This is a genomic window from Catellatospora coxensis (genome assembly GCF_016862635.1).
Classification (GTDB): domain Bacteria; phylum Actinomycetota; class Actinomycetes; order Mycobacteriales; family Micromonosporaceae; genus Catellatospora; species Catellatospora coxensis.
Window position 1 is genome coordinate 1 of sequence record NZ_BONI01000204.1, and the last position, 1,025, is coordinate 1,025.

Below are 1,025 nucleotides of genomic sequence, written 5' to 3' on the forward strand. Positions count from 1 at the left end.
GGGCCGCGGTGTCGTCCTTCGGGATCAGCGGCACGAACGCGCACGTCATCCTCGAACAGGCCCCGCAGGACGAGGAGCCGGCCGGCGCACCTTCCGCCGGACTCCCCGTCGCCCCGATCGTCGTCACCGGACACAGCGCGGACGCGCTGCAGGCGCAGGCGCTCGCCCTGCACGATCACGTCGCGGCCGGGTCGCCCGATCTCATGGACCTGGCCTGGTCGCTCGCGTTCACCCGGACCGTGTTCGAGCACCGTGCGGTGATCGTCGGCGCGGATCGTGACGAGCTGCTCTCCGGCCTGCGAGCGGTCGCCGACGGCACTGCTGGTGGTTCGGCGGCCAAGGGTGCGCTGGCGCTGCTGTTCACGGGTCAGGGTGCGCAGCGGGTGGGCATGGGCTTGGGCCTGTATGAGTCGTTCCCGGTTTATGCGGCGGCGTTCGACGAGGTGTGCGCTGTCCTGGACCTGTTGCTGGGCCGCTCGCTGCGGGACGCGATCGCGTCCGGGGACGGTCTGGACCAGACCGGTCTGACCCAGCCCGCATTGTTCGCGGTGGAGGTCGCGCTGTTCCGTCTCGCGGAGTCGCTGGGTGTGACGCCCGACTTCGTGGCGGGCCATTCGATCGGTGAGATCGCGGCGGCGCATGTGGCCGGGGTGCTGTCGCTGGCGGATGCGGCGACGCTGGTGGCTGCGCGGGGTCGGTTGATGCAGGCGTTGCCTGCCGGTGGTGCGATGGTCGCGGTGCGGGCGTCCCGCGAGCAGGTCGAGCAGGCCATCGCCGGCTTGGCCGAGCAGAATGCTGACGATCCGGCGTCGCTGACCGGTCAGCACGCGGGCCAGGTGGGTAGCACCGCTGGCGACGATTCAGCGTCGGCGGTGGGCAGCGCGGCGGTTGGTCGTCCGGCTACGGCGGTGGGTATCGCGGCGGTGAACGGTCCGGCCTCGGTGGTGATCTCCGGCGACGAGCAGGCCGTGGACGCGGTCGTTGCCGCGCTGGGGGTGAACGGGCGCAGGCTGGCGGTCAGTCAC

At 71.8% G+C, this 1,025-nt stretch carries 1 protein-coding gene; it reads left to right on the forward strand.

Annotation, left to right across the window (positions count from 1 at the left end):
• Window positions 1-1,025, forward strand: a 1,025-nt coding sequence (locus tag Cco03nite_RS42025) for an acyltransferase domain-containing protein (RefSeq protein ID WP_203699635.1), incomplete at both ends; no start/stop codon positions are given.